12 protein-coding genes are annotated in these 20674 nt (G+C 41.2%); 8 read left to right on the top strand and 4 right to left on the bottom strand.

Features of this window, described 5'->3' with window-relative positions:
- The first annotated feature begins 61 nt into the window (after positions 1–61).
- Positions 62–5185, top strand: a complete 5124-nt coding sequence (locus IEV74_RS17190) for a GH92 family glycosyl hydrolase (RefSeq protein ID WP_188456605.1) — start codon at positions 62–64, stop codon at positions 5183–5185.
- 47 nt (positions 5186–5232) lie between these two features.
- Here IEV74_RS17190 and IEV74_RS17185 read toward each other — a convergent pair whose 3' ends face one another.
- Complete coding sequence (locus tag IEV74_RS17185; RefSeq protein WP_188456604.1) at positions 5233–6159, bottom strand: LysR family transcriptional regulator; 927 nt, start codon at positions 6157–6159, stop codon at positions 5233–5235.
- A 140-nt stretch (positions 6160–6299) separates the two neighbouring features.
- Between IEV74_RS17185 and IEV74_RS17180 the strand changes: the two genes are divergently transcribed.
- The 7 genes from IEV74_RS17180 to IEV74_RS17150 all read left to right on the top strand — a co-directional run bounded on the left by IEV74_RS17180 (position 6300) and on the right by IEV74_RS17150 (position 16375).
- Positions 6300–8474, top strand: a complete 2175-nt coding sequence (locus tag IEV74_RS17180) for a malate synthase G (RefSeq protein WP_188456603.1) — start codon at positions 6300–6302, stop codon at positions 8472–8474.
- A 224-nt stretch (positions 8475–8698) separates the two neighbouring features.
- The gene (locus IEV74_RS17175; protein ID WP_188456602.1) at positions 8699–9406 is read left to right on the top strand and encodes a FadR/GntR family transcriptional regulator; all 708 of its coding nucleotides are present in this window, start codon (positions 8699–8701) and stop codon (positions 9404–9406) included.
- A 103-nt stretch (positions 9407–9509) separates the two neighbouring features.
- Positions 9510–10826 (top strand): FAD-binding oxidoreductase, encoded by a 1317-nt coding sequence (locus IEV74_RS17170; RefSeq protein ID WP_188456601.1) that lies wholly within the window; start codon positions 9510–9512, stop codon positions 10824–10826.
- 1 nt (position 10827) lies between these two features.
- Positions 10828–12210: a (Fe-S)-binding protein gene (locus IEV74_RS17165; RefSeq protein ID WP_188456600.1), complete on the top strand. Its 1383-nt coding sequence runs from the start codon at positions 10828–10830 to the stop codon at positions 12208–12210.
- 66 nt (positions 12211–12276) lie between these two features.
- Positions 12277–13662: an FAD-linked oxidase C-terminal domain-containing protein gene (locus tag IEV74_RS17160; RefSeq protein ID WP_188456632.1), complete on the top strand. Its 1386-nt coding sequence runs from the start codon at positions 12277–12279 to the stop codon at positions 13660–13662.
- 47 nt (positions 13663–13709) lie between these two features.
- Positions 13710–14474, top strand: a complete 765-nt coding sequence (locus IEV74_RS17155) for a fumarylacetoacetate hydrolase family protein (RefSeq protein WP_188456599.1) — start codon at positions 13710–13712, stop codon at positions 14472–14474.
- Positions 14475–14608: 134 nt separating this feature from the next.
- Positions 14609–16375: an L-lactate permease gene (locus tag IEV74_RS17150; RefSeq protein ID WP_188456598.1), complete on the top strand. Its 1767-nt coding sequence runs from the start codon at positions 14609–14611 to the stop codon at positions 16373–16375.
- A 140-nt stretch (positions 16376–16515) separates the two neighbouring features.
- Here IEV74_RS17150 and IEV74_RS17145 read toward each other — a convergent pair whose 3' ends face one another.
- The 3 genes from IEV74_RS17145 to IEV74_RS17135 all read right to left on the bottom strand — a co-directional run bounded on the left by IEV74_RS17145 (position 16516) and on the right by IEV74_RS17135 (position 20581).
- On the bottom strand, positions 16516–17967 hold the full coding sequence (locus IEV74_RS17145; RefSeq protein WP_188456597.1) for a carbon starvation CstA family protein: 1452 nt from the start codon (positions 17965–17967) through the stop codon (positions 16516–16518).
- A gap of 146 nt (positions 17968–18113) precedes the next feature.
- Positions 18114–18839, bottom strand: a complete 726-nt coding sequence (locus IEV74_RS17140) for a LytR/AlgR family response regulator transcription factor (protein WP_188456596.1) — start codon at positions 18837–18839, stop codon at positions 18114–18116.
- A gap of 2 nt (positions 18840–18841) precedes the next feature.
- The gene (locus IEV74_RS17135; protein ID WP_188456595.1) at positions 18842–20581 is read right to left on the bottom strand and encodes a sensor histidine kinase; all 1740 of its coding nucleotides are present in this window, start codon (positions 20579–20581) and stop codon (positions 18842–18844) included.
- Positions 20582–20674 lie beyond the last annotated feature (93 nt).

Below are 20674 nucleotides of genomic sequence, written 5' to 3'. Positions count from 1 at the left end.
GAGAGGGAGGGAAATCATATCTAAATTAATTGGTAATCTATATCTACAAGGAGGATGAGTAGTGAGGAAAACGTTTATACCGAAAATATCTAGTATGCTATGTTTGCTTTTAGTAGTCTCGTTACTTCCAATCTCACCAGTAAAAAAGACTATGACAAACGCGGCTGCAGCAAGTGACTTCACTTCATCGTTTGAAGCAAGCGACCCGCAGCCAACTTGGGAAAATACATCGGAAGTAGATAGTGAAGGAAATAAAATGACTTCAGGTGTGATAGGAGATATTCCTTATGATTCCATTCAAGGGGATATCACAAACCGTGTAGAGGAAATTAGAGCGAGTGCCAGCAACCCCCCGAATGAGGTGGAAACAAATCTGATTGATCGCAGTGCACAGTCAAAATGGCTTGCATTTGAATCTAGTACATGGATTGAATTTTCATTCGCGGAGCCGGAAAAACTAGTGAAATATGCGCTGACATCGGCAAATGATGCACCTGGAAGAGACCCGAAAAATTGGAAATTTGCGGGATCTAACGATAAAGAAAACTGGGTCGAACTAGATACAAGAACTGATCAGGTTTTTGAGGAAAGGTATGAAAGAAAAATATTTGAATTTGAAAATAAGGAAGCATATAAGTACTACCGTTTAACGATTACGGAAAATGCAGGAGACGGGCTTACCCAATTAGCAGAGGTCGCTTTATCTAATGGTGTTGATGTTCCACCGCCCCCGCCATCAGATATGAAAACATACGTTAGTGACGGCCCAACGAGCAGCTATACTGCTAAAACCAGAGTTGGCTGGACCGGCAAAAAAGCTCTAACTTATGAGGGAAGACATGAGGCTGAGGGGGAGGCATATGCGTATAACAAAATTTACGATGTGAATATTGAGGTAACTCCGGATGCTCAGCTATCCTATTATATCCATCCACAATTCGTGGATCAGGAGCAGCTGGATTATTCCAGCACGTATGTGTCTATTGATCTAGTATTTACGGATGGAACCTATTTGAGCGAACTGGAAGTAAGGGATCAGCATGGTGTTGTTTTGAACCCGCAGAAACAGGGAGAATCGGATACACTTTATCCAAATCAATGGAACTATAAACGTGCCGACATTGGCTCCGTTGCAGATGGAAAAACCATTGATCGAATACTAGTTGCCTACAAGAACCCTGAAGGTCCGGGTGTCTTTAAAGGAAGTATTGACGATATCAAAATTGAAGGTAATCCAAAGCAGGAAATCTACGCAAGTCCTGTTGATTACGTCAATATTTTAAGGGGAACGAATTCAAATGGAACTTTTTCACGCGGGAACAATTTTCCTGCTGTAGCTGTTCCGCATGGATTTAATTTTTGGACACCAGCAACGGACGCTGGTTCAACGAGCTGGCTTTATAGCTATCAGCAATCAAATAACGATGATAATCTTCCAGAAATAGAGGCATTTTCTTTAAGTCATGAAACAAGCCCTTGGATGGGGGATCGTCAGACATTCCAGGTTATGCCGTCAAGTGGAGATAGCCCAAGCGCCGATCGCAATGAACGGGCTCTTCCATTTAAGCATAAAAATGAAATCGCAAAACCTCATTACTATAGTGTGACGTTTGAAAATGGTATTCAAACAGAAATGACTCCAACGAATCGAGCAGCAATGTTTACGTTCACATTTACAGAAGATACGTCAAATCTCGTTTTTGATAATGTAAACAATAATGGCGGTTTGACCCTAAACCCAGATAAACAGACAATCACTGGCTACACTGATGTTAAAAGTGGTCTGTCAACAGGAGCAACAAGAATGTTTGTTTATGCGACCGTCGATAAGCCTGTAACCGATAGTGGTAAATTAACCGGTGAGGGAAGAGATAATGTCGCAGGTTATTTGCAATTTGATACATCTGGCAGTGATAAAACGGTCACAATGAAAATTGCAACATCGCTAATTAGTGTTGAACAAGCGAAGAAGAACTTGGAACAGGATATTAAGTCTGATGATAGTTTTGCAGATTTAAAGGAAAAGGCAGAAGAACTTTGGAATGAGAAGCTTCGTATTATTGAAGTAGAAGGTGCATCAAATGATGAGCTTGTAACATTATATTCGAACATGTACCGTCTATTCTTATATCCAAATGCAGCCTATGAAAATACTGGTACAAAAGATAATCCTGTTTATCAATATGCCAGTCCGTTTTCTGATAAAACAGGCGAAAATACAGCTACAGAAACAGGAGCAAAGATTGTTGAAGGAAAGCCATATGTAAATAACGGTTTTTGGGATACGTACCGAACAACATGGCCAGCATACACATTATTGACACCAACACAGGCTGGGGAAATGATCGATGGGTTCGTCCAACAGTACAAAGATGGCGGCTGGATCTCAAGGTGGTCTTCTCCTGGATATGCAAACCTAATGGTTGGTACCAGCTCAGATGTGGCGTTTGGTGATGCTTATCAGAAAGGTGTAACCAACTTTGATGTAGAAGCCTATTATGAATCAGCAATTAAGAATGCGGCTGTCGCAAGTGAAGATCAAAGTGTCGGCCGGAAAGGATTATCCACGTCTATCTTTAACGGTTATACGAGTAATTCAACCGGTGAAGGTATGTCCTGGGCAATGGATGGCTATATCAATGATTTTGCGATTGCCAACATGGCGAAGGTGCTTATGGAAAAGACTGACAAAGATGACCCGAAATATGAACAGTATCAAGCAGATTATAACTACTATTGGTCACGCGCTCAAAATTATGTAAATATGTTTAACCCGGAGACAGAATTTTTTATGGGTAAAAATGCTTCAGGGAAATGGGGTTCAACGCCTGAGAATTTTGACCCTAGAGAATGGGGCGGCGACTATACGGAGACAAATGCGTGGAATATGGCATTTCACGTGCCGCAAGACGGTCAGGGGTTAGCGAATCTTTATGGCGGCCGGGAAGAACTGGCAAAAAAACTGGATAAATTTTTTACAACACCAGAAACCGCCCAATATCCAGGTCATTATGGTGGTATCATTCATGAGATACGTGAGGCTAGGGATGTCCGTATGGGAATGTACGGACACAGCAATCAGCCTGCCCACCATATCGCCTATATGTACAATTATGCCGGCAAGCCTTGGAAAACGCAGGAAAAAGTCAGCGAGGTGCTTTCACGTCTGTATATAGGAAGTGAAATTGGCCAGGGGTACCCAGGTGATGAAGATAATGGTGAAATGTCTGCATGGTATATTTTCAGTGCAGCAGGATTTTATCCATTACAAATGGGATCACCGGAATATGCAATCGGTGCACCATATTTTGAAAAAATGACGATTCATTTGGAAAATGGCAAAGATCTGGTGATCGAAGCACCAAATGTAAGTAAAAAGAATAAATATGTACAAGGCTTAAAGGTGAATGGCAAGTCCTATAACAAGACAACATTACCACATGATTTGTTGGCAGAAGGTGCAACACTTGAATTTGACATGGGTCCGGAACCGTCTGATTGGGGAACCGGTAACGATGCATTGCCAACATCTATGACAGATCGTTCAACAGATGGTTCTTCACTGCTGCCTGATCCATTGAAGGATTTAACAAATGATGCTGATGGTAATGCCTATCATAGTGACAAGGGAGTTGCGAACCGTCTTTTCGATAATAACTCGGATACGAAATTGACTCTGGACAGTGATAAACCATGGATTCAATATCAGTTTAAAGATGGTAAGGAAAGAGCGTTAATGTACACCATTACATCGGGTGACAATGACCGGGAAGATCCGAAAAGCTGGACATTAATAGGGTCTAACGATGGAGAAGAGTGGACGATTGCTGATAAACGAACAGCTGTTAATTTTAAATGGCGTGATTTTACAAAGCCATTTATGATTCAGAATCCCGGTGAGTATAGTTTATATCGACTGGCGGTAACGGAAGGTGGAGAAGATGGTTCTACTTCATTTGCGGAAATTGAATTTCTGGGGTTTGGAAATACAGATGAAAAGTTTGCGCATGTGAGAGATCGTTATGAAGGTTATCGGGATTCCGGTGATATGAATGGTTCTTTAGTCAAGCAATTTGATAAAAAGCTTAGACAGGCTAAAGATCAATTTGAGAAAGATCACTTTAAACAGGCTGCTAAAAAACTCGAAGATCTGCTGAAATTCATGAAGAAAAAATCTAAGGACATTTCAAAAGAAGCAAAAGAAGAACTAAGTGCAGACATCAACGCATTAATTACCTCTGTAACAAGATTAAATACTGGTGGTAACCCGGGTAAGGGAAAGTGGAAATACAAAGATGAGGTAGAACAAGTGCCAATCTTTGATGTTTCCAAGCTTTCTGCACCTACAGTTGAACCGGGAGGAAACGCTGAGATTTCAGTTCATGTTGCGAATATCGGTTTACTTGCCGGCGACAAGAAAATTAACTTTTCTTTTGACGGTGAATCTATTGAATCGAAAACAATTACCCTTGCACCCGGTGAAAGCAAAGATGTTACTTTTAGCGTAAGTGATGTTGCATTAGGCATACATCAAGTCAAAATTAATGAATTAACTGGAACGTTAAAGGCTCTTCATGATGGACCAGTTCTGTCACTTGATTTTGAAGATAATATAGAGGACGCATCACCATATGGACATGATGGAACAATTCAAGGTGACGTTTCATTTGTAGAAGGAAAGGTAGGAAATGCTATTAAATTAAATGGTGGCTGGATTGAAATTCCTTCTACAGAACTGTTGAATGGTGATGATGAATATACCATCGGATTGTGGGTTAACCTTGAGGACGCGGATTCAGATCAGAAAATTATTGGTAAAACGTCAATAGGAGATGGGTATGTTCTTGGAGTTGATGGCGGACTTTATCCAGAAATGTGGGATGAAAGTGGAAGCAGGTTCAGCTTTAATAAAGGTTCGATTGCTTCCAACGAATGGACACATTTAGCATTAACGTGGAAACAAAATGGCCAGGTTACCGGTTATGTAAATGGAGAAGAGATAGCTAGTATTGCAGCGGGAACGACTCCGATAGCATCTAATGATAACCCATTAATTATTGGCGGTGCACCTTGGGGACCTGATGGACTTCAGACAAAAGGCTTAGTAGATGAAGTTCGAATTTTTAAAGAAGCCCTCAGTGCAGATGAGGTAAAAGCACTTTATACAGGCAATAAAATAGACTGATTATGCAGCGGGACAAGGGGTCAGACCCCTTGTCCCGCTTTTCTGTGTTATTCAACTTTGGGACAGTGGGGTCTGACCCCCTGTCCCAAAGAGCCGTCCCCTTGTTTCGCTTTGGTGATAAATTCGCGTACTGCATATGGCAGGTATCTGTTCTTTTTCCAGATCATCCCTAATTCAAGATTTACAATAGGTTTGTTAAAAGGGATGGCTGCAATATTTTCGTTGGTAATCTGGCTGCAAATTTTACTCGGTAATAGGGCTATACCTAATTTAGCTTCGACCATTTCGATCATAAAGTCCTTTTGTGAGCTTTCACAAACGATATTAGGGTAAAAACCGCTTTGTTCACATGCATCTATAATCCGGTCATGCAAAGAAAAGTCATGTCTATATAAGATAAAGGGTTCTTTTTCAATATGGGAGAATTCGATTGATTTTCTGTTAGCTAATGGATTGTCTTTTTGCACGATCAGCATTAACGGATCCTTTAATAGTTTAATTGTTTCAAAGTTTTCTTTTTGAACAGGACGATTGCAGATCAATCCAATATCAAGTTCACCTTCATCAACCCCGTTTTTAATTTTGTTACTGCCAACTTCAGTTAGTATTAAATCAATGGAAGGATATGTTTCTTTGTAATTGCTGATTAATTTAGAAAAGAATGCGGCACCAATAATCGGGGGTATCCCAATCTTTATTTCACCTTTTTTTAAGTCAATGACATCGTTTAGTTCAGAGGTTAAATTTTCAAAAGCATCGAGGACATTCTTTGCATTGATTAAGAATGCTTTACCGGCGTCAGTTAAATCCAATTGGTTGGCGCCCCTATAGAAAAGCGGTGCACCAAGTTCGGTTTCGAGGTTTTTAATTGTCTTGCTTAATGACGGCTGGGAAATATGAAGTGCTTGGGCGGCCTTTGTAAAGTTCAATTGTTTCGCAACTTCCGCAAAATATTCTATCTGCCTTACATCCATTAGTGGCACCCCTTTGTATAATTTTTCCCTATTATACTATAAGGTATAGCCGAAAGGAATAACGTTCATGCAAAACATATATTTCTGTTTATGCTACACCCCCATTAAAATAGGGATAGATGAAAAGGGAGGAATTATAGATGGCTGATTACGTAAAAACAGACAATCTTCAAGTAGCAAAAGTACTTTACGACTTTGTGAATTCCGAGGCACTTCCGGATACTGGCTTGGATAGTGAGAAATTTTGGAAAGATTTTAGTAAGCTTGTAACTGATTTGACCCCTAAGAACAAAGCGTTGCTGAAAGAACGTGATGATCTTCAAAAGCAAATTGATGCATGGCATAGGGAAAATGACACATTTAATTTTGCGGAGTATAAAGCGTTTTTGGAAGAAATCGGTTATCTGGAGCCTCTGGTAAAGGATTTTAACATTACGACTGAAAATGTTGATGATGTCATTACGCTGCAGGCAGGACCACAGCTTGTAGTGCCAATAGACAATGCACGCTATGCGATTAATGCTGCTAACGCACGCTGGGGATCATTATATGATGCACTGTATGGAACAGATGTGATCAGTGAAAAAGGCGGTGCTTTGAAATTGGATTCCTACAACCCTGTCCGCGGAGACAAAGTTATTGCTTTCGCCAAAGACTTCCTTGATAAAAACGTACCACTAAAAGAAGCATCGCATAAAGAAGCGGCAAATTATACTATTGTTAACGGACAATTAGAAGTAACACTTGAAAATAATACAACGACAGGGCTTCATGATGCATTTAAATTTGTCGGCTACCAAGGGGATACGGATGCGCCTGCAGCTATCCTATTGAAAAATAATGGACTTCATGTTGAAATTCAAATCGATCGAAATCATCCGATTGGTAAAACAGACAAAGCGGGTGTGAAGGACATTTACTTAGAGTCCGCCACTTCAACTATTATGGATTGTGAGGACTCTGTTGCAGCTGTTGATGCCGAGGATAAAACACTCGTTTACCGTAATTGGCTTGGTTTGAATAAGGGAGATTTAACGTCTGTTTTCACTAAAAATGGAAAAGAAATAACGCGTAAATTAAACTCTGATCGAACTTATACAGGGAATAATGGTGGAACGATTACACTATCTGGTCGTGTACTTATGTTTATCCGTAATGTTGGTCATCTGATGACGAACAATGCAATTCTGGATGCTGACGGACAGGAAATCCCTGAAGGCATAATGGATGGTGTGTTTACAAGCTTAATGGCCAAACACGATCTTTTAGGAAATGGGCAATACCGTAATTCCGAGCAAGGTTCTGTTTATATTGTGAAGCCAAAAATGCACGGCTCAAAAGAGGTGGCATTTGCCAATGAATTGTTTGATCGTATTGAAGATATGCTTGAGATGAAACGCAATACACTTAAGATTGGTGTAATGGATGAAGAACGACGCACAAGCCTGAATTTAAAAAATTGTATTAATGAGGTTAAAGAAAGAATAGTTTTCATTAACACAGGTTTCCTTGACCGTACAGGAGATGAAATTCATACATCAATGGAAGCCGGTTCTATGATACGAAAAGGTGAAATGAAGGCTTCGGTCTGGCTTGATGGTTATGAGAAAAATAATGTACGTATCGGCTTGGATGCAGGTCTTAAGGAAAAAGCGCAAATTGGCAAAGGGATGTGGGCAATGCCGGATTTGATGGCAGCTATGCTCGAACAAAAGAGAGGTCATTTACTTGCAGGAGGGAATACCGCGTGGGTTCCATCGCCAACAGCAGCGACATTGCATGCACTTCATTATCATGAAATTGATGTTAAAAAGGTGCAAGAGAAACTCGCGGAAGAGGTAAAAGGATTTCGCAATGAGATTTTACAAATTCCAGTTGCTGAAAAGATTAATTGGTCTGATAAGGAGATTCAGGTGGAACTGGATAATAGTGCACAAACACTGCTTGGTTATGTTGTACGCTGGGTTGAGCAAGGTGTTGGCTGTTCCAAAGTTCCGGATATTAACAATGTAGCACTTATGGAAGATCGTGCGACATTGCGCATTTCTAGTCAAATGCTTGCTAACTGGCTTCATCATGGGATTTGCACAGAGGAACAAATGGTAAATACACTAAAGCGCATGGCCAAGGTTGTTGACAGACAAAATGCTGAAGATGGGGACTATCGACCAATGGCACCTGACTACGATAATTCAGTTGCTTTTCAAGCAGCTTGTGATCTAGTTTTCAAAGGAAAAGAGCAGCCAAGCGGCTATACAGAACCAATCCTTCACCGCCGCCGTCTCGAAGCAAAAGCAATGGGACAAAGGGTCTGACCCCCTGTCCCGGGACAGGGGGTCAGACCCTTTGTCCCATTTTACTGGGTTGGGGGTCCTCGCGACTTTTGTCGAAATAGAGGGAAGGGAATCTTGTTTTGTGACTTTTTGGATTATTTTAAATATTACCTTGACTTTGTTATGGTGCACTGCTTTAATTTAAATTAAGTTATCGGATATGTGATAAGCAGACAACATATCTAAAGTGCGAAGGGGGTATTTATGTGCTCCAAGCTGAGAAAGTATCAAGAAAAAAGGTGTCTGAGATTATTGTGGAACAGATTGAAGGCTGGATTCATTCTGGTAAGGTTCACCCAGATGAAAAGCTTCCATCTGTTAGGGAATTATGTTCCATGTTTGAAGTCGGACGCTCCGCTGTACGCGATGCGATAACAACGTTAACAGGGAAAGGACTAGTTGAAGTGAAACATGGCGAAGGAACCTTTGTCCGCTCTACTGATCCAAACCAGATACTCTCGGGTGTACTGCTTTTTAGGGAAAGCGATATTAACGAATTATATCAGGTTCGCAAAATTTTAGAAGCCGGAATTGTTGAAATGGCTGCTGTTCATGCTTCAGTTGTCCAGATAGATTCTATGAAACAAACATTGGACCAATTGTTAATGGCTACCACTTTAAAAGGCTGGGAAGCAGACTACCGTTTTCATCAGCAAATTGCAGAAGCTAGTGGTAATCAATTATTAATTAATTTAATGGAAGCGGTATCATCAACAATGAAAAAAGGAATTATGGATACCCATCGCGTTATTTTGTCAGATATAAATTTGTCATCGGCTGTAATGGGGCAGCATGTCGCTATATATGATGCTATCGAAGCAAATGATTCAGTAAGGGCCCGTACAGCGATGTTAAGTCATCTTACTTATGTTGAAGAATTGCTGCACCATCATTTACAGAATTCAAGTGATTAAACGGTTTAACATATAGGCATATAATCTGAGACAAGGCTTAACTGGGACAGGGGAGCTGACCCACTGTTCCACTGACGCTTTGTTTCAAAGGAGGTACAGTAGCATGATTCCTTCTTATCTGGAGGAGGTTTTGCCGAAAGAACAAATTAGGGTAAATGATGAAATGGGACACCCTCTTGGAAACGGCGGGCTGCAATTTATTGAGGCGAAATCTGAGGAAGATATTTCAAAGGTTCTTGCATATGCTTACGTACACGATAAAACAGTTAATGTTGTTTCAGGTGGCACCAAGCGTGGCTTCGGTGGGGAAATCGAACGAGCTGATATTTTATTGTCACTTGCCAGCTACAAAGGGATTGTAGAGCATTCGGTTGGTGACCTGACTATGACAGTGAAACCCGGTACGACATTAAAGGAAATCACGGATCAATTACGTAACCATGGGCAGCGTGTCGCACTGGATACTTCCTGGCCTGAATTGGCAACAATTGGCGGGATTGTTTCGGCAAATGATAGTGGACCGAAACGATTGCTGTACGGATCTGCGAGGGATTTGGTTATAGGTATGAGAATTGTATATCCGGACGGAAGTGTAATTCGTACAGGCGGTAAAGTTGTAAAAAATGTAGCGGGTTACGATATGAATAAGCTTTTCATTGGTTCGATGGGAACACTTGGAATAATTAGTGAAATTACGATAAAATTGCGCCCGATTCCAAAGTATGAGGGGCTGTCCCTTCTTCAGTTCCACGACGGTAAAGAACAGGACATTCGAAAATTTGCGATACAATTGCTCGATTCAAAGATGGAGCCGGTCTCGCTTGAAGTTCTAACCCCTACCATTGCGGAAAAAGTGACTGGAAAAAAGAATTATACACTTGCGATTGCATTTGAGGACAGGAAAAATGCTGTTCTTGATCAGGAAAAATGGGTAAAAGATCATTTTCCGAATGGTGTTGTGCATTCCATTAAGCATGAGGAGGAAGCAAAAAAGTGGTGGGAAGGGTTCCGTCATTTAGGGCCAAATGGATACAACGATAGCAAGCACGATGCTGACACTCAAGCAGCACTGAAAATCGGAAGCAATAATTTAGATGTTCCCATTATCTTAGGAGCAATTGACAAGGTTGCTGAAGTGCATCATGTTGGGGTCGAAGCACATGGTGGTGTTGGTCATGGGATTTCTAAAGTATATGTAAAAGGATTTCCAGAAGATATTGTTTCTTATATAAGGGCTGTTAGGGCAATGGCAGAAGAAAAAGGCGGCTATGCTGTATGTACCCATTTGCCGTTTGCGCTAAGAGAGCCGGTTGGAGTTTGGGGTGAAAAGCCGGGGTATTTTGCCTTATTAGAAGGCATTAAACAAACTAATGATCCGAAAAATATCATGAATCGCAAGCGTTTTGTGGGAGGTATATAACATGAATGCAGAAGAAAACAGACTGGCTGCTATGTTGAACTCGGAGAAAAATGATACACCCTGTCAAACGAAAACGCTAGGAAATTTTCTTTGGGACGATCTTCCAGATGCGACGAAATGGGCCGATTGTGTTCATTGCGGCATGTGTTTGGAGGCTTGTCCAACGTATCAGGAAACTGGTGAGGAACAGCATTCTCCTAGAGGACGTGTCTATTTAATAAAAGCCGTAGCAGAAGGCAAAATTGATGTAAATGATGCCTTTTCGAAACCTGTATTCGATTGTCTCGATTGTCGTGCCTGTGAAACGGCATGTCCAGCAGACGTCCAGGTTGGAGGTTTAATTGAAGAGGCGCGCGGGCAAATTCGCCAGGCAATGCCATTAACAGGATTCTCAGGCGCCCTTAGCAAAACGGCATTGCAGGGCTTTTTCCCGAACCAGAAACGAATGAAAACACTTGGTGGATTAATGCGATTTTACCAAAAAAGCGGTATGCAGCGTGTTGCAAGAAAAACAGGCTTGCTCAATGTCATGCCAAAACACTTGAAAGAGATGGAAGCCATTCTCCCGGATGTCGGAAAACCTGTATTAGGGAGATATCCGGAAGTTGTTCCAGCTGAAGGCGAGACAAAGCAACGGGTAGGCATGCTTGCGGGCTGTATAATGGACGTCATGTTCAGTGACGTCAACGAAGCGACTGTACGTGTACTTACACATAATGGTTTTGAAGTCGGGCTTCCGAAAGAACAGGGGTGCTGCGGTGCTCTTCACGTTCACGCAGGTGACAGAGAAACTGGGAAAAGGTTAGCGAAGCGGAACATGGAAGCATTTAAAGATTACGATAAAGTACTTGTAAATGCGGCTGGCTGCGGTTGTGCACTAAAGGAATATCATGAACTTTTCAGGAATGATCCTGACATGCTCCCATTGGCGGAAGAGTTTTCGGCAAAGGTTGAAGATGTGTCCAAATTTTTGTATGACAACGACTTTAAACGTCCAAAATCAGAAGTTAAAACAAAAATTACCTACCATGATGCATGCCATTTAGCTCACGGGCAGGGAGTGCGCTTTGAACCTCGTCAGCTATTAAAGGATATCCCAGGTGTAGAAATGGTAGATTTACCTGATGCCGACAGGTGCTGTGGCAGTGCTGGAATCTATAACCTTACACATCCTGAGATGGCAGGAGCACTCCTTGATCGAAAAATTGACGATGTTCCTGACGATGTTGAGATGATTTCAATGGGGAATCCAGGCTGCATGCTGCAAATCGCAATGGGTGTACAAAAACATGGAAGAAGTGAAAAAGTTGTGCATACCGTCCAATTACTAGATTGGGCTTATGAAAAGGATAAAGAGAAGGCAAGGAAATCGATAGAATCATAGGAGGTGAAGGGTTTGGCACGCAAAAAACGCAATAAAGTGAATCCAGATGCCGTCGTTCGGCAATTAATGAATATTGTTGGCGAAAGGGAAGTACTTTATTTGAAGGAAGACCTTATTTCCTATGAATGTGACGGCTATACAATGACAAAAGGAATGCCGAAAGCGGTCGTTTTTGTAAAAAATACGGAACATGTTTCACAGGTTGTAAGATGTTTAAATCGGGAAAGAATTCCTTATATTGCACGCGGGGCGGGAACAGGCTTGAGTGGGGGTGCAACACCACTCGGAGGTGAGGTCATCATTAGTCTGGTTCGGATGAAACGAATGCTTCACCTCGATTTGGATAATAGAAAAGCAGTGATTGAGCCCGGATTTGTTAATCTTAAGCTGACACAATCCATTTCTGATAAGGGCTATTATTACGCACCAGACCCTTCCAGCCAATATGCATGTACGATTGGTGGCAATGTTGCTGAAAATTCAGGTGGAGCGCATTGTTTAAAGTATGGAGTAACGACAAACCATATTCTGGGGCTTGAAATTGTTCTTCCTAACGGTGAGGTAGTTGAAATCGGTGAAGATGGGATTCCTGATCAACCGGGGTATGATTTACTTGGATTGTTAACAGGCTCGGAAGGAACGCTTGGCATAGTAACCAAAATTACAGTAAAGGTATTAAAGAATCCTGAAGGTAAAAAAACCGTTCTTGCGTATTATGATGATATAAATGATGCTAGTCAAGCAGTTTCGGAGATTATAGCAGCCGGCATTATTCCAGCTGCACTTGAAATGATGGATTCCATAGCCATTGAAGGTGTTGAATCTGCTGCCTATCCAGTTGGCCATCCGCTGGACATTGCTGCGTTCCTGCTTATAGAAGTGGATGGAATCGCAGCGGGAATCGATGACCAAATTGACGAAATCCTTACCGTATGCAAGCACAATAATGTACGAGAAGTAAAAGTGGCAAAGGATGAGGCAGAACGCGGGCTATGGTGGGCAAACCGGAAGATGGGCTTCGGGGCAATGGGAGCAATCTCACCTGACTACCTAGTTCAAGATGGTGTGATTCCTAGAACACGATTGCCTGAAGTACTAATCAGAATTGCTGAAATTAGTAAAAAATATGATCTGCGTATTGCAAATATTTTTCATGCAGGTGATGGAAATTTACATCCGCTTATATTGTTCGATGCACGTATTCCAGGGGAAAGCGAGCGTGCTGCAAAAGCGGGTTCGGAATGTTTAAAGGTATGTGCTGATGTTGGCGGTTCTATAACTGGTGAACACGGTGTAGGTATTGAGAAGTCAGCGGAAATGCGATTTATATTTAGTGATGAAGAAATGGCAGCACAAACCAACATACGTGCAGTATTCAATCCAGACGACCTGCTAAACCCTGGTAAACTATTCCCGCAGCCCGGCCGGTGTGTCGAGGTCAAACAAGGATGAGACGGGACAGAGGGACAGGTCCTCTGTCCCGGTAAGGAGTGGAAATGATGAAATTTGCTAGATTTAAAAAACAAACTAATGGCACAATCTTGCAAGGAATCGTAACAGATAATGGCCTTCAGCAAATTGAGGGTGACATATTTTCTGATTGGATGCATACAGAAATAATACATCGTTTTGAACAAGTTGAATTATTAGAACCGCTCACACCAAGACATGTGATTGGCATTGGGGCGAACTATGTTGGGAAAACAGACGAGTTGCCTATCGAATTGCCGGCAATTCCTGTGTTTTTTTATAAACCGATTTCCTCTGTAATTGGGAGTGGGAAACCGATCGTCATTCCTGGAGAAGCAGAGGAAGTAAAATTTGAATCTGAGCTTGCAGCGGTAATTGGAAAACGTGCTAGAAATATTCCGGAAAAAGACGTAACAGACTATATTTTCGGCTATACCGTCGCCAATGATGTTACAGCACCGCAATTTTTTCATGAAGCTGGACATTGGACAATAGGAAAGTCATTTGACACTTTTACACCGCTAGGTCCATACATCGAAACAAAGCTTGACCCAGACAAGATCAGAGTGGAAGCATATTTAAATGGAGACAAAAAGCAAGACAGCGAAACATCACTTATGATTTTTTCATTAAGAAGGATGATTGCATACCTTTCCACTGTAATGACACTGGAGCCAGGCGACGTGATTTTAACCGGAAGTCCGCTTGGTGCAGAAATGATGAAGGACGGAGACGAAATAGTATGTAAAATCGCTGAAATCGGTGAGCTTCGTAATCCTGTAGAACAAGGCTGATTATGAACACAACAAGAGGAAGAGAAGGCTAATATCTCGTTATATAACAATATCAATTCCGCAGTCAATTCATGAACAGAACAGGAATTGATGCTGTTGTTTCATATAAATCATTCTATGAGGGGGAATTAAAAATGGGCACTGGAACATTAGCTATTCTGGCCTTACTTCCTGTGATTGTTGTTGCTGTTTTTCTAGTCGGACTTAAATGGCCAGCAAGTAAAGCAATGCCGCTTTCCTACATTGTCGCCGTATTACTGGCACTTTTCGTATGGGATGTAGCATTTCCGAAAGTCGCTGCTGCATCTGTTCATGGTCTTATCGTCGCTATTACACTTTTATTCATTATTTTTGGTGCGATTTTACTTTTGAACACACTTCAAGAAAGCGGAGGGCTTCACACCATACGACGCGGTTTTACCGATATTACCCCAGACCGCCGCATTCAAGTTATTATCATTGCATGGCTTTTTGGTTCATTTATTGAAGGGTCAGCAGGGTTTGGTACACCCGCAGCAGTTGCGGTACCGCTGCTGGTTGGACTCGGATTTCCAGCAATGGCTGCAGTTGTTTCCGGCATGGTAATTCAAAGTACACCAGTATCATTTGGTGCTGTCGGTACACCGATGATTGTTGGGGTAGGTACAGGAATTGAGCCACTTACCCAAATTGCCAATGTTTCCGACTTTGTATTTGGAGTAGCTGGAAAAGTAGCCTTGCTTCACACGATTGCAGGACTATTAATCCCATTATTTTTGGTAGGTATATTAACACGATTTTTTGGGAAAAACAAATCGTTCAGTGAAGGATTAAAGGTTTGGAAATTTGCATTATTTGCCTCCCTGGCAATGACAATACCTTATCTTATTGTGGCAAATTTACTGGGACCTGAATTTCCTTCCATGATTGGTGGTTTACTTGGTTTAGCAATTGTTATTCCTGCTGCTAAAAAAGGCTTTCTTATGCCTAAAGAAAATGAAATTTGGGATTTCGAGGCAAAAGACCGCTGGGACCCAACTTGGACTGGTCGTGTTGAACTTAAGCAAAGTGATATCTATGCGGGTAAGATTAGTATGTGGCGAGCATGGGCTCCTTATGTTTTAATTGCTGTTCTTTTATTAATTTCGAGGTTAACAGTTGCTGGTGACTGGCTGAAGTCCGCAAAGATTACAATTCCAAACATTTTTGGAACGGAAATATCCTCGAGCTGGGAAATTCTCTTTTCACCAGGATTCATTTTTATCGTTGTTGCAGTAGTAACATATTATATGCATGGAATGAAAGGAAGGGAATTCGCCAGGGCTTGGAAAGATTCCGGTAAAACAATGGTTGCTGCGGGTTCAGCTCTTGTGTTCACTGTTCCAATGGTGCAAGTATTTCTTAATTCAGGTGGCGGTGCATCGGGTTACGAAAAAATGCCTCTCGTATTAGCGGAGGGTGTTGCGGATCTTGCCGGTTCCGTTTATCCAATTTTTGCAACCTTCATTGGTGGATTAGGTGCATTTGTAGCGGGCAGTAATACCGTCAGTAATATGATGTTTTCGCTCTTCCAATTCGGTGTAGGTGAGAATATCGGAGGTGACCCGGCATGGATGGTTGCACTTCAGGCAGTTGGTGGTGCAGCGGGCAATATGATTTGTGTGCATAACGTTGTTGCTGCGTCTGCCGTTGTCGGTCTGGTAGGAAAAGAGGGACACGTAATTCGGAAAACGCTTGTGCCATTTTTCTATTATGCGTTATTGCTAGGTTCTATTGGCTATTCAATCATGTGGACGGCCGATAAAGGAATTTTCAACATTGGTTCGATAATTGCGGTTATAATATGGGCGATTGTTATTTATGTTATTGCGACGAATAACAAACGGTTGAATGCTATCGAACATAAACGGAATATTGCTTAAAAACATATTATTATTGCAAGTTTGCGATTTGGGGTTTCTGAAGCTGCACGCTGACGTTCATAGGCCAAGGCTGCACTCCTTGTAATGCTTCAATTAACAAAGCCGTCCTATATCAATGGGACGGCTTTGCATGATAACCACTATGCAGTTTTACTCCATTTCGATACATCTTCTTCAAGTGCGATATCCTTCGTACGTGTATTTTTGGCCGCGTAGAAGAAAATGGCTATTAGAATGACTGAAATAATGGCGGCACCAATATAGGAAGTACGAAGTGATAATCCAAATCCGATACTGGCATTTAAAATATACGTTGTCGTTGCCATTAACATAAATGCACCTGGAATTAGTGACACCCAATAATTTTTCCTTGCGATATATAGATACATAGACCCGATAAATAGTGCGATTACTGCGGTTGACTGATTTGCCCAGGAGAAGTATCGCCACAATAATGTGAAATCAATTTGTGTTAAAGCAATCGAAATAACGAATAATGGAAGTGCAATCCAAAGACGATTGAGTATCTTCGTTTGCGAATAGTTAAAGTAATCGGCAATAATCATTCTTGCACTACGAAAAGCAGTATCACCGGATGTAATTGGCAGAATAATTACACCTAAGATTGCCAGTGTTCCTCCTATAGCTCCAAGCATTATCGTAGACGCCTCACTAACAACTGCTGCCGGTCCACCGTTTGCTAGAATTTCATTTAATCCAGTTGGCCCGTTAAATAGGCTCATACCAGCTGCAGCCCAGATCATAGCGATAATACCTTCCGCGATCATCATGCCATAAAAAATCTTACGTCCATGTTTTTCGTTTTGAGTTGTCCGAGATATGATTGGTGTTTGTGTTGCGTGAAACCCTGATAAAGCACCACATGAAATGGTTAGGAATAATAATGGGAAAATTGGTGCGTTATCCGGATGCATGTTTTCCAATGTTAATTCAGGAATCGGTGCCCCAGTAAATACCATGCCTGCTCCAACACCAATTGCACTGATAACTAATAAAGCACCAAAAATAGGATAAAAACGTCCGATGATTTTATCGATTGGCAGTAACGTTGCTAGAATATAGTATAGAAAAATTGCTCCGACAATGTATCCCATTGCTGCCCAGCCATTCATTAGATCATGAAGCAATTCAGCAGGTGCTGTAACAAATACTGTACCAACTAAAAGCAACAGTAAAACTGTGAAGGCGTTTACAACGTGTTTCATAAATTTGCCAAGAAACTTTCCTGCAAGTTCAGGAAGATGGGCTCCGCGATTACGAATAGAAATCATTCCTGTTAAATAATCGTGAACCGCACCGGCGAATATACAGCCAACGACGATCCAAATGAATGCTACCGGCCCGTAAAGCGCTCCCATAATTGGCCCGAATATTGGTCCGACTCCTGCAATATTCAACAGCTGGATAAGTGAATTTTTCGGTGTGTTCATTGGTAAATAGTCAACACCATCCTGACTCGTATAAGCAGGTGTCTTTCTCTCTTCTTTTACTCCAAACAGTTTTTCAATAAATTTTCCATATGTGAAATAGCCAACTATTAATAGTACTACTCCGAATATGAATGTATACATGCTAATCCCCCTTGATCTGAATGTATTCGCTTTCATCCAGTATAAAAGGAGATGTCATAAAAATGTTGATTTTGTCGCAACATGTAAAAATGCTGGTATAAGATGCGTTCTGTTGTAATTAATATGCTTTGTACGATGCTGTTAAATTATAATTCAAGTCGCTTGCGCAGATCTTTTACATAGTTTCTGCTTACGGAAAGCTTTTCATCTATGCCATCCAGTTCGAGCTGAAAGGCCCCGTTAAACCATGGGGTTAGCCTTGTAACATATTGTAAATTCACGAGATAGCTTTTATGTATCCGAAAAAAAGAGTGAGGCGCTAAACGGCTTTCTAAATCCTTTAATGGAAGCTTAACCTGAAATGTTTCTTTTTTTGTTATGATCGTTGAATACTTATTTTCATGATAAATATAAAGGATTTCATCCGGGAAAAGATAGTGAATTTCTCCCTCTGCTTCAATTGCCAGCTTTCCAAATGCATGTTCTTCTTTTGGTGTGGGAAGAATCTTACGTTCGATTCGTTTAACGGCTTGCTGGAGCTGATCATCATCGTATGGCTTCAGAATATAATCAACTGCTTCGAGTCGAAAAGCTTCAGCAGCAAATTGCGGATAGGCAGTAGCAAAAATGATTAGTGGCACTTTTTTAAGCTCACATAATGATTTTGCTACGTCCATTCCATTTAATTCAGGCATCTCCACATCCAAGAATACGACATCAGGCTGAAGCTTTAGTGATTTCATAATTGCATCAGATCCAGAATCAGCTTCCCCAATCACGTTAATAACGGGAAATTGTGATAATAAATGTTTTAATTCTTCTCGTGCATATCGTTCATCGTCTGCGATTAGTGTTCTTATTTTTTGCGTCATTTTTATGTCACCTCCAATTTATTAGGAATTCTGAATGAAATTTGCGTTTCTTTTTCGAGTTCACTTTTAATTCGTAAACACGAATTATCGCCAAAGGTCATGATAAGCCGCCGGTTCACATTGTATAATCCCATACCAGTACCCGTTTTCGAATCTATTTTCTCAGTACCTAGTTCGGCAACAAGTTCGGGATCAATTCCTTTACCGTTGTCTTTTACAGTAATTTCAATAAAATCGCTGTGATTTTGGATGGAGATTTTTACAAGTGCATCTTTGCTTGAATCTTTAATTCCATGTTTGATTGCGTTCTCAACAATTGGCTGTAATGTAAGCGGTGGAAGCTTTTTTTCCAATACATTGTCATCTACATCATATTCTATCTGAAGCTTATCAACAAACCTTGCCTCCTCTATTTCCAGGTAGGCCTTAATATGCTTTAGCTCTTGTTCTAGTGAAACCATGCTGACGGTCGTACCGGACAGGTTATTGCGCAGAAAATAAGAAAGTGACATTAACAACTTTCTTGCTTTTTGTGAGTCAATTCGGATCAGGGAAACAATCACATTCAATGAATTAAACAAAAAGTGCGGGCTTATTTGAGCCTGCAATGCTTTAATTTCTGCGTTTTTAGCCAGTTGAATCGCACGATCTGCCTCGGCAATTTCTAATTGGTTACTTAATAGAGAGCTTAGGCCAGACATAAGTTCGACACTGGCATTGGTCATTTCTTTTTTCGATTTAAAATAAAGCTTTAGTGTACCAATTGTTGAACCGCGTTGTTTTAGCGGAGCAATGATTGCAGCACCTAGTGGGCAATTTTCATTACTGCAGTGAATGGTATCATCATTCGCTATTACTAATTCCCCATGCTGTATAACCTCTTGCGTTGCCTGTGTCTGAAAAGGGCTATTTGCAGTATGATGATCACTGGCTGCGCCAATATGGGCAAGTATTGTAGTTTGATTGGTCATGGCAACAGCGCTTGGCCTAACTTCCTTGTACAGGATTTCGCATACTGCCAATGCTGATTGATGATTCATTCCTTTTCGCAAATAACCAAGGGTCTGGTCTGCAATACGCAATGTTCTCTGTGCTTCTTGTGCACTTGTTTTTTCGTCTTCATTTACAACATTTTGGATGATTAAAAGGAATATGGCTGTCCCAACACCGTTTGCGAGAATCATAGGAATGCCAATCATATCAACTAGCTGAAGGGCTTTGTCAAAAGGCTTGGCAATAAGCAGTATGATAGCCATTTGTATCGTCTCGGCAAGTGCGCCAATGCCAAACGCTGCAGGAAGCTTTACGTGTTTTCCTTTTTTACGGAAAGCCCCAGCAATAATTCCGGCTACTATTGTGGCGAGTCCACATGCTATTCCTGTAAATCCTCCAAGTGTAAACCGATGAATGCCTGCGATGAGTCCTGCACCGATACCAACCTTGTATCCGCCTAATAATCCCGCCAGTACAATACCAATTACGCGTGAATTAGCAATTGCCTCATCGGATGTCAATTCTAATGAGAAGCTATTAAAGTAATGGGTTTCCGTATTAAAGGCAACACCAAAGTAGGTACCAATTATTCCGAATACGCCAAAAAATAAAATAGCTGTAAATTCCTGTTTCCTGTTAAGGCTATCCCGATGCACCATATCCTGAAAAAAACGAAAACGCGTTAATATAAATGCCATCGTTACAATAATTCCAAGCCTCTCAAGCATAATAAAAAGCAGCTCCAGCATTGCCTCACCTCCTATAGCGGGACAAGGGGTCAGACCCACTAGCGTTGCACAGCTTACAGAAACTGTAAATTAGTAATTTGCATATGTAGACAA

It is taken from the genome of Virgibacillus oceani (assembly GCF_014638995.1).
GTDB classification, from domain to species: Bacteria; Bacillota; Bacilli; order Bacillales; family Amphibacillaceae; genus Virgibacillus_E; species Virgibacillus_E oceani.
This window is presented reverse-complemented; position numbering and strand designations above follow the sequence as displayed.

What these genes read in the sequence shown, in the direction of transcription:
- IEV74_RS17160 (WP_188456632.1), top strand. Translation starts at nt 12,277, where the DNA reads ATGAATATTGTTGGCGAAAGGGAAGTACTTTATTTGAAGGAAGACCTT.
- IEV74_RS17145 (WP_188456597.1), bottom strand. Translation starts at nt 17,967, where the DNA reads ATGTATACATTCATATTCGGAGTAGTACTATTAATAGTTGGCTATTTC.
- IEV74_RS17180 (WP_188456603.1), top strand. Translation starts at nt 6,300, where the DNA reads ATGGCTGATTACGTAAAAACAGACAATCTTCAAGTAGCAAAAGTACTT.
- IEV74_RS17140 (WP_188456596.1), bottom strand. Translation starts at nt 18,839, where the DNA reads ATGACGCAAAAAATAAGAACACTAATCGCAGACGATGAACGATATGCA.
- IEV74_RS17155 (WP_188456599.1), top strand. Translation starts at nt 13,710, where the DNA reads ATGAAATTTGCTAGATTTAAAAAACAAACTAATGGCACAATCTTGCAA.
- IEV74_RS17135 (WP_188456595.1), bottom strand. Translation starts at nt 20,581, where the DNA reads ATGCTGGAGCTGCTTTTTATTATGCTTGAGAGGCTTGGAATTATTGTA.
- IEV74_RS17150 (WP_188456598.1), top strand. Translation starts at nt 14,609, where the DNA reads ATGGGCACTGGAACATTAGCTATTCTGGCCTTACTTCCTGTGATTGTT.
- IEV74_RS17165 (WP_188456600.1), top strand. Translation starts at nt 10,828, where the DNA reads ATGAATGCAGAAGAAAACAGACTGGCTGCTATGTTGAACTCGGAGAAA.
- IEV74_RS17185 (WP_188456604.1), bottom strand. Translation starts at nt 6,159, where the DNA reads ATGGATGTAAGGCAGATAGAATATTTTGCGGAAGTTGCGAAACAATTG.
- IEV74_RS17170 (WP_188456601.1), top strand. Translation starts at nt 9,510, where the DNA reads ATGATTCCTTCTTATCTGGAGGAGGTTTTGCCGAAAGAACAAATTAGG.